This window comes from Streptomyces sp. NPDC001700, assembly GCF_053596435.1.
The window spans coordinates 1-8453 of sequence record NZ_JBSFGE010000068.1 but is presented as its reverse complement, the minus strand read 5'-3'; the positions used below and the strand labels follow the sequence as shown (position 1 = coordinate 8453).

Here is an 8453-nt window from a genome sequence, read left to right as displayed (position 1 = left end):
CGTGACTGCTCCCTCCAGCGCCGCCACCAGAAGCTCGTGGAGGAGGCCCCCGCGCCGTTCCTGAGCCTGGAGCAGAACGCCGAGCTGTACCGGGCGTCGAAGGCCATCCTCAAGGAAGCCGGATACGTCGGCGCGGGCACCGTCGAGTTCCTCGTCGGCCTCGACGGCACGATCTCCTTCCTGGAGGTCAACACCCGCCTCCAGGTCGAGCACCCGGTCACCGAAGAGGTCTCCGGCATCGACCTCGTCCGCGAGATGTTCCGCATCGCCGACGGCGAGGAACTGGGCTACGACGACCCGCAGGTGCGCGGCCACTCCTTCGAGTTCCGCATCAACGGCGAGGACCCGGGCCGCAACTTCCTCCCGGCCCCCGGCACCGTCACCACCTTTGCCCCGCCGACCGGCCCGGGCGTGCGGCTGGACGCGGGCGTGGAGTCCGGCAGCGTCATCGGCCCGGCGTGGGACTCGCTGCTGGCCAAGCTGATCGTCACCGGCGCCACCCGCACCCAGGCCCTGCAGCGGGCCGCCCGCGCGCTGGCGGAGTTCCAGGTCGAGGGCATGGCCACCGCGATCCCGTTCCACCGGGCCGTGGTCACCGACCCCGCCTTCACCAGCGACCCGTTCACGGTCCACACCCGCTGGATCGAGACCGAGTTCAACAACACCATCACCCCCTTCGCCGCCGCCCCCGCCGCCACCGACGAGGACGAGGCCATCGGGCGCGAGACCGTGGTCGTCGAGGTCGGCGGCAAGCGGCTCGAGGTCTCCCTGCCCGCCTCCCTCGGCGTGGCCAGCGCCCCGGCCGCCGGGTCGAAGAAGCCCAAGCGCAAGGCGGTCAAGAAGGGCGGCTCCGCCGCCTCCGGCGACGCCCTCGCCTCCCCGATGCAGGGCACCATCGTCAAGGTGGCCGTCGCCGAGGGCGACACCGTGGCCGAGGGCGACCTCGTCGTCGTCCTGGAAGCCATGAAGATGGAGCAGCCCATCAACGCCCACCGCGCGGGCACCATCAAGGGCCTGGGCGCCGAGGTCGGCGCCTCGATCACCTCGGGCTCGGTCATCTGCGAGATCAAGGACTGACACCCGCTCCGTAGCACGCATCCGGGCCCCGGCCGTCCTCCCGACGGCCGGGGCCCGCGCGCTGCCAGGCCCTAGCGGCGCACCACATCCTGCGGGAAGGTCAGCTGCTCGCTCATCCAGCGCAGCGCCGTGGGCAGTTCGCGCCGCCAGGTGTGGAAGTTATGGCTGCCCCGGTCGAGGATGATCGACTGGGCGCGCATCGGCGGCCGTACGGCGGCCAGGAACGACCGGGTCGCACCGTAATTCGACTCGCCCCGGCGGCTGGAGGCCACCAGCACCGACACCTCGGGCCGTGGCAGGTGCCGCAGCCGCCACATCAGGTCGTGCTCCCGCTTGCGGCGCTCACCCGCCGGACCGCCGCCGAACAGGTCCCCGGTGGTCGGGTCGTTGACCACGCGGTAGTCGGGCGAGAGGGCGGCCGCCGCGGAGTAGACGCGGGGATGCCGCATCGCCAGTTCGAGCGCGCAGGTGCCGCCCGAGGAGTACCCCAGGACGCCCCAGGCGCTGGGGTCGTGGCCGATCCGGTAGTGGCGGGTCAGCGCCTCGGGCAGATCCTCGGCGAAGTACGTCTCGGCCCGTGGCCCGCCGGGGACGTCCACGCACTGGGTGTCCCGTGGCGGGGCGATCGTCGGCCGGACCATCACGATTACGGTCGGCTGCACCGTCCCCCGGCGGATCAGCTCTCCCGCTGTCTGCGGCACCCGCAGATGCTGGGCCAGCAGAAACGACCCGCCGGGGTAGCCGCTGACCGTGACGACGACGGGGAAGCGCTGGCGGGCGTACTGCCGCTGGAAGTACTGCGGCGGCAGATAGACGTACGCGGGCGTGGCCACCTGGCTGCGGCGGCCCGTGATCCGCACCGACTCGACCTTGCCCGCCCGCTCCGGCGGCCCGCCCGGCAGCCCGTGCACCCGGTCAAGACCCTGCGGCGGCGCGGGCCGCACCAGCGCCCCGGAGGCCCCACCCGCGCCCGCCCCGCCGCCGGGTACGTCCGAGAGCGCGGCGGGAGCCTCGTCGCCCCGGCCCAGCAGCTCGTCCCAGGACCCGTAGAACTGGAAGTGCGCGTTGACCACGACCGCCAGCGCGGCGACCATCGCGCACTGCGTCAGCACCAGCGACCCGAGCCTGCCCGCCCAGGCCCGCACCCCGCGCCCGGCGAAGCGCGGCCACAGCCAGACGGTGAGCGCGGCGCACACCACGGCGGCAGCGCTCAGCACCCACTCCAGCGATCGACTGGTCAGTCCCATGGGCGTTGCCGGGCGCGGACGTTGATCCGCATCCGTTTCCCCCTCCTCATCCGTTTCCGCCTTCTCCCGCGCCGGAGCTGACGGTCTCCGCCACCCCGATGTGACGTAATGGCATGCTTGACCTACAGGCAGGTACCGCAAGGCACAGCAGGGAGGACCGCGATGGCGACCGAGACAGCCCCGGCGCAGACGCCACCGCTCCCCCGGCCCATGCGTGCCGACGCGCGGCGCAACTACGAGCGGCTGCTCGGCGAGGCGCGCACCGCCTTCACCCAGCACGGCACCGATGCCTCGCTGGAGGACATCGCGCGCCGCGCGGGCGTCGGCATCGGCACGCTCTACCGGCACTTCCCCAACCGCACCGCGCTCATGGGCGCCGTCTTCCAGGGCGAGATGAACGCCCTGCTGGCGCACTCCCGCGAGCTGGCGAAGGCGCCCCAGCCGTGCACCGCGCTGGTGGACTGGCTGCGGGCGATCGTCCACCACGCGAGCACCTACCGCGGCCTCGCACAGGCCCTGATGGCGTGCTCGGGCGACGAGAGTTCGGAGCTGTCCCGTGGCTGCCGACTGCCGCTGCGCGAGGCGGGCAGCGAACTGCTCGCCCGCGCCCAGCAGGCCGGTGCCGTACGGCCGGACGTGGTGATCGCCGACCTGATGCAGCTGACCAACGCCATCGCGCTGGCCGTGGAACAGTCCCCGGACGACCCGGAGCTGGCGGACCGGCTGCTCGCCCTGACCTTCACCGGACTCAAGGCGCACTGAACCGGCCGCCCCACGCCGTGCCGCGATCTCAGCGCCGCCGAGGCGCCAGATCCGCCACCCGCCCACCGCCCGACTGCTGCTCGGGCAGGGACGCCGCGCTGCGCAGCTGGCCGGAGCCGGGAGCCTGGCCGTGCGGATTGCGGCGCGGCCCGGGCACGGGCAGCCCGTCCTCACCGGTCCGCGGGGCCGGGGAGCCCAGCCGCCCCGCCTGGCGCGCCGCGCCCGGCGGGCCGCCGCCCTCGCCACCGGCCGAGCCGGATCCCGCGCCCGGCCCCGCTACCGCGATCTGCACGCCCTGGTCGGCCAGGGCCTGCAGCTCGGTCAGCGCGCGGTCGTCCTGGGCGGGTGGCTCGTCGGTCACCAGCCGCGTGATCACATCGGTGGGCACCGTCTGGAACATGGTGTCGGTGCCCAGCTTGGTGTGGTCGGCGAGCACCACCACCTCCGCCGCGGCCTGGACCAGTGCCCGGTCGACGCTGGCCGACAGCATGTTGGACGTGGACAGCCCGCGCTCGGCGGTCAGCCCGCTGCCGGACAGAAAGGCGCGCGAGACCCGCAGCCCCTGGAGGGACTGCTCGGCGCCACTGCCGACCAGCGCGTAGTTGGAGCCGCGCAGCGTGCCGCCGGTCATCACGACCTCGACCCGGTTGGCATGCGCCAGCGCCTGCGCGACGAGCAGGGAATTGGTGACCACGGTCAGCCCGGGGACCCGCGCGAGCCGGCGGGCCAGCTCCTGCGTGGTCGTACCGGCGCCGACCACGACGGCCTCGCCCTCTTCGACGAAACCGGCCGCGAGATCGGCGATCGCCGTCTTCTCCGCGGTCGCTAGATGGGATTTCTGCGGGAAGCCGGACTCCCTGGTGAATCCGCCCGGCAGCACCGCACCGCCGTGCCGGCGGTCGAGCAGTCCTTCTGCCTCCAGGGCCCGCACATCACGCCGTACGGTCACTTCGGAGGTCTGGACGACGCGGGCGAGCTCACGGAGCGACACCGCTCCGTTCGCGCGCACCATTTCAAGGATCAATTGGCGACGTTCTGCAGCGAACACGAAACTGACAGTAACGCCAACGACTGTCTGTTTTCAGCAGCTTGCACTAATTAGCAGAAGTTGTTCATCTGCGCGGGCGCGAGCTGCTATAAGGGGCGCACCTCACACCCCGGGGACTCGTCCGGACTACCCCTCAGACGACTTACGGGTGTGCAACTGCCGCGCCACCTCGGCGATCGAGCCGGACAGCGACGGGTAGACGGTGAACGCCTTCGCGATCTGCTCCACCGTCAGGTTGTTGTCGACCGCCAGCGCGATGGGGTGGATCAGCTCGCTCGCGCGCGGCGCGACCACCACACCGCCGACCACGATGCCGGTGCCCGGGCGGCAGAAGATCTTCACGAAGCCGTCCCGGATGCCCTGCATCTTCGCGCGCGGGTTGCGCAGCAGCGGCAGCTTCACCACCCGGGCGTCGATCTTCCCCCCGTCCACATCGGCCTGCGAGTAGCCGACCGTGGCGATCTCGGGGTCGGTGAAGACGTTCGCCGAGACCGTCTTCAGGTTCAGCGGCGTGACCGCGTCGCCCAGGAAGTGGTACATCGCGATCCGGCCCTGCATGGCCGCCACCGACGCCAGCGCGAACACGCCGGTGCAGTCACCGGCCGCGTACACGCCCGGCGCGCTGGTGCGCGACACCTTGTCGGTCAGGATGTGCCCGGACTCCTTCGTCCGGACCCCGGCCTCCTCCAGGCCCATGTCCGCGGTGTTCGGGATCGAGCCCACGGCCATCAGACAGTGGCTGCCGGTGATGACCCGCCCGTCCGCGAGCGTGCACTCCACCCGGTCCCCGACCCGCTTCACGGCCGCGGCCCGCGACCGCGACATCACGTTCATCCCGCGCCGCCGGAAGACGTCCTCCAGCACCGCCGCCGCGTCCGGGTCCTCGCCCGGCAGCACCCGGTCCCGGCTGGAGACCAGCGTGACCTTGGAGCCCAGCGCCTGGTACGCGCCCGCGAACTCGGCGCCCGTGACACCGGACCCGACCACGATCAGCTCCTCGGGCAGCTCATCGAGGTCGTACACCTGCGTCCAGTTCAGAATGCGCTCGCCGTCCGGCTGCGCGTCCGGGATCTCCCGGGGGTGCGCGCCGGTCGACACCAGCACCGCGTCCGCGACCAGGGTCTCCTCGGAGCCGTCCACCGCCCGGACGATCACCTTCCGCGATCCGTCCGGCGCCTGCGCGGGCTCCAGCCGTCCGCGCCCCCGCATGACCCGCGCGCCGGCGCGCGTGACGGAGGCCGTGATGTCGTGCGACTGCGCGAGCGCCAGCCGCTTCACCCGCCGGTTCACCTTGCCCAGGTCCACGCCCACCACCCGGGCCGTCTGCTCCAGCGGCGGGGTGTCATCGGCGACGATGATGCCCAACTCCTCGTACGAAGAGTCGAACGTCGTCATCACCTCAGCCGTGGCGATCAACGTCTTCGACGGCACGCAGTCGGTCAGCACCGACGCTCCGCCCAGACCGTCGCAGTCGACGACGGTCACCTCCGCGCCGAGCTGGGCAGCGACCAGCGCCGCCTCGTAGCCGCCGGGTCCGCCACCAATGATCACGATCCGAGTCACATGCTCCATTGTCCCGTACCCACCCGCTAGGCTTCCGCCCGGGGGTTCGAGTGCGCATCCTCATACGAACCCGCCACCCCAAGAGCGCTTCCACCCCTCTCCCGTACCCTCTGATCCATGTCGCTCTACGCCGCGTACGCCGGCAACCTCGACGCGCGGCTGATGTCCCGCCGCGCACCGCACTCACCCCTGCGCGGCACAGGCTGGATCACCGGCTGGCGCCTGACCTTCGGCGGGGAGCAGATGGGCTGGGAGGGCGCCCTCCCCACCATCGTCGAAGCCCCGCGCTCGCAGGTCTTCGTCGCCCTCTACGACATCGCGCCCATGGACGAGGACTCCATGGACCGCTGGGAGGGCGTGGGGCTGGACATATACCGCCGCATGCGGATCCGCGTCCACACTCTGGACGGCGAGGAGCCCGCCTGGCTGTACGTCCTCAACGGCTACGAGGGCGGCCTGCCCTCCGCCCGCTACCTCGGCGAGATCGCCGACGCCGCCGAATCCGCGGGCGCGCCGCACGACTACGTCATGGAGCTACGCAAGCGCCCCTGCTGACGTCCGCTCGCGTTCCGCTTGCGGGCGGCACGTTCCGCTTGCGCGCGGCTGGTGAAACCATCGTGCCGATGTGGCCGTCCCCCTGTTCACCCGAGCGGCACCCGGTCGAGGATGCGGATTGATCGCGATCACCACCACCGAAAGCCGACCGATATGCCCGTCTTCAGGCGCCGTAAGGGCAGCCGTCCTCGTCTGGTCCCCGAACTCGACGACACCGCCCTCGGCCGGGTCCGGCAACGCCTCGACGCGAGCTGGGACCGCGGCGACCTCGACACCACGGTGATCGCCCAGGTCTCCCGGGTGGTCGAGGACGCCGGTCAGGACTGGGACCGCAAGGGCCACCGGCTCTCCGTACTCGCCGCCGCCGCGGGGCGGGCGCTGCCCGGGATCTGGCGGCGTCACCACCCCCGCGACCAGGGAGCCCTGCTGCTGCACGCCTGGTCGGACCTGGTCCGGGCCGAGACCGACCTGAGCGAGGCCCGCGAGGCCTGCCGCCTCGCCGCCGAGCTGGTCCCCGCCGACCCCACCCCGTACGTCGTGCACCTGGCCACCCTGCGCCGCGAGCGGCGACCGCACCGCGAGCTGTCGGCGATCTGGCAGGAGATCATGGCCCGCGACCCGTGGAACCGCGAGGCGCACCTGCAGGTCCTCGGGTATCTGTCCCCCGATGAGTGCGGCTCCGCCGTACAGCTCCTCGACCTGCTGGACTCGGTCCGGGGCCGCATGCCCGCCGACGCCCCCGCCGCCGCCCTGGAGCTGACCGCGATCGTCCGCAACCACCAGCGCGCCATGGCCACCGGCGGCATGGAGGCGATCAGCTCCGGGGAGCACTGGCGGCGCGAGGGGGTCGCCCCGGTCCTCGACCAGGCCGCCCAGCAGTGGCCCCGCCCCGGCTTCCTCCACCACGCGGCGACCCTCGCGGACCTCAACGTCCTCGCGTACGCCCTGGTCAGGTCCGGCCGCATGACCGAAGCCGCGACGGCCCTGCGCGCCACCGGGGGCGTGGTGACCGCCTGGCCCTGGAACGCCGACGGCGATCCGCTGGAACGGTTCTCCCAGCCGTACGAGCGCCTCGCCGCCCCCGCGTAGCGCGCCCCGCTCGCGCGTCGTTCGCGCCTCGTTCGCAACGATCCGAACACCACCCCCGGAGGCCGTCTACGCGCGTAGGCCAGGAGGGGCTACCCTCGTGCGCGTGAACGCATCTGTTTCTTGGGACAGCCAGGGCGCCCCCGCCGACCCCCACGCCGCCGCCGACGCCGCCGCCACGCGCCTGCGCGAGCTGACCGGTGCGGAGACCCACGACGTCGCCCTCGTCCTGGGCTCCGGCTGGGTCCCCGCCACCGACGCGCTCGGCAGCCCGGAGCACGAGTTCCCCGTCACCGAGCTGCCCGGATTCCCGCCGCCCGGCGTCGCGGGCCACGCGGGCACCATCCGCTCGTACCAGCTGGACGACAAGCGGGCCCTCGTCTTCCTCGGCCGCACCCACTACTACGAAGGCCGCGGCGTCGCCGCCGTCGCCCATGGCGTGCGCACCGCCGTCGCCGCCGGTTGCAAGACCATCATCCTCACCAACGGCTGCGGCGGCCTCCGCGAAGGCATGCGCCCCGGCCAAGCGGTCCTGATCAGCGACCACCTCAACCTCACCGCCGCCTCCCCCATCGTCGGCGCCAACTTCGTCGACCTCACCGACCTCTACTCCCCCCGGCTGCGCGCCCTCTGCCAGCAGGTCGACCCCACCCTCGAAGAGGGCGTCTACGCCCAGTTCCCCGGCCCGCACTACGAGACCCCGGCCGAGATCACCATGGCCCGCACCATCGGGGCCGACCTGGTCGGCATGTCCACCACCCTCGAAGCGATCGCCGCGCGCGAGGCGGGCGCCGAGGTGCTGGGCATCTCCCTGGTCACGAACCTGGCCGCGGGCATGACCGGCGAACCCCTCAACCACGAAGAGGTCCTCCAGGCAGGCCGCGACTCCGCCACCCGCATGGGCACGCTCCTGGCCCAGGTGCTGCACCGCCTCTGACTGTCGGGGGGCTGAGGTCTTGGGGGGCTCCGCCCCCCAAACCCCCCGCCGGGGCTCCGCCCAGGCGGACCCGGGGTCCGGGGACCCCCGGCACCCACGACCGCCTCGCCCCGCGCGATGCGGAAACCCCGCGCGGCACCGCCGCCCCGGTAAGGGAGCGCACCGCGTGAGCGGGGAG

At 72.7% G+C, this 8453-nt stretch carries 8 protein-coding genes; 5 read left to right on the top strand and 3 right to left on the bottom strand.

The genetic code is table 11. The annotated features are described in order from the left end of the window. Positions 1-1077, top strand: a 1077-nt coding sequence (locus ACWC5C_RS41935) for an ATP-binding protein (protein WP_450884605.1), incomplete at its 5' end; no start/stop codon positions are given. 71 nt (positions 1078-1148) lie between these two features. Here ACWC5C_RS41935 and ACWC5C_RS41930 read toward each other — a convergent pair. Beyond that, positions 1149-2324, bottom strand: coding sequence for an alpha/beta hydrolase (locus tag ACWC5C_RS41930; RefSeq protein WP_450884603.1), 1176 nt, complete (start codon positions 2322-2324; stop codon positions 1149-1151). 162 nt (positions 2325-2486) lie between these two features. On the opposite strand from ACWC5C_RS41930, the gene ACWC5C_RS41925 reads away from it, so the two are divergent. Then, positions 2487-3086, top strand: coding sequence for a TetR/AcrR family transcriptional regulator (locus ACWC5C_RS41925; RefSeq protein ID WP_450884601.1), 600 nt, complete (start codon positions 2487-2489; stop codon positions 3084-3086). A gap of 28 nt (positions 3087-3114) precedes the next feature. Here ACWC5C_RS41925 and ACWC5C_RS41920 read toward each other — a convergent pair whose 3' ends face one another. Continuing rightward, positions 3115-4098 carry a DeoR/GlpR family DNA-binding transcription regulator gene (locus ACWC5C_RS41920; RefSeq protein ID WP_450884599.1) on the bottom strand — a complete coding sequence of 328 codons (984 nt, stop codon included), beginning with the start codon at positions 4096-4098 and terminating at the stop codon, positions 3115-3117. A 162-nt stretch (positions 4099-4260) separates the two neighbouring features. Beyond that, on the bottom strand, positions 4261-5706 hold the full coding sequence (locus ACWC5C_RS41915; protein ID WP_385449106.1) for an NAD(P)H-quinone dehydrogenase: 1446 nt from the start codon (positions 5704-5706) through the stop codon (positions 4261-4263). Positions 5707-5814: 108 nt separating this feature from the next. Here ACWC5C_RS41915 and ACWC5C_RS41910 point away from each other — a divergent pair, with 108 nt between their 5' ends. The 3 genes from ACWC5C_RS41910 (at position 5815) to ACWC5C_RS41900 (ending at position 8275) form a co-directional block, all read left to right on the top strand. Next, the gene (locus tag ACWC5C_RS41910) at positions 5815-6252 is read left to right on the top strand and encodes a gamma-glutamylcyclotransferase (protein WP_123100215.1); all 438 of its coding nucleotides are present in this window, start codon (positions 5815-5817) and stop codon (positions 6250-6252) included. A 153-nt stretch (positions 6253-6405) separates the two neighbouring features. Next, positions 6406-7341: a hypothetical protein gene (locus ACWC5C_RS41905; RefSeq protein ID WP_450884597.1), complete on the top strand. Its 936-nt coding sequence runs from the start codon at positions 6406-6408 to the stop codon at positions 7339-7341. A gap of 103 nt (positions 7342-7444) precedes the next feature. Beyond that, complete coding sequence (locus ACWC5C_RS41900; RefSeq protein ID WP_450884595.1) at positions 7445-8275, top strand: purine-nucleoside phosphorylase; 831 nt, start codon at positions 7445-7447, stop codon at positions 8273-8275. The last annotated feature ends 178 nt before the right edge of the window (positions 8276-8453 follow it).

Coding starts and splice junctions, on each gene's coding strand:
- ACWC5C_RS41920 (WP_450884599.1), bottom strand. CDS start 4,098: ATGGTGCGCGCGAACGGAGCGGTGTCGCTCCGTGAGCTCGCCCGCGTC.
- ACWC5C_RS41930 (WP_450884603.1), bottom strand. CDS start 2,324: ATGGGACTGACCAGTCGATCGCTGGAGTGGGTGCTGAGCGCTGCCGCC.
- ACWC5C_RS41910 (WP_123100215.1), top strand. CDS start 5,815: ATGTCGCTCTACGCCGCGTACGCCGGCAACCTCGACGCGCGGCTGATG.
- ACWC5C_RS41925 (WP_450884601.1), top strand. CDS start 2,487: ATGGCGACCGAGACAGCCCCGGCGCAGACGCCACCGCTCCCCCGGCCC.
- ACWC5C_RS41905 (WP_450884597.1), top strand. CDS start 6,406: ATGCCCGTCTTCAGGCGCCGTAAGGGCAGCCGTCCTCGTCTGGTCCCC.
- ACWC5C_RS41915 (WP_385449106.1), bottom strand. CDS start 5,706: ATGGAGCATGTGACTCGGATCGTGATCATTGGTGGCGGACCCGGCGGC.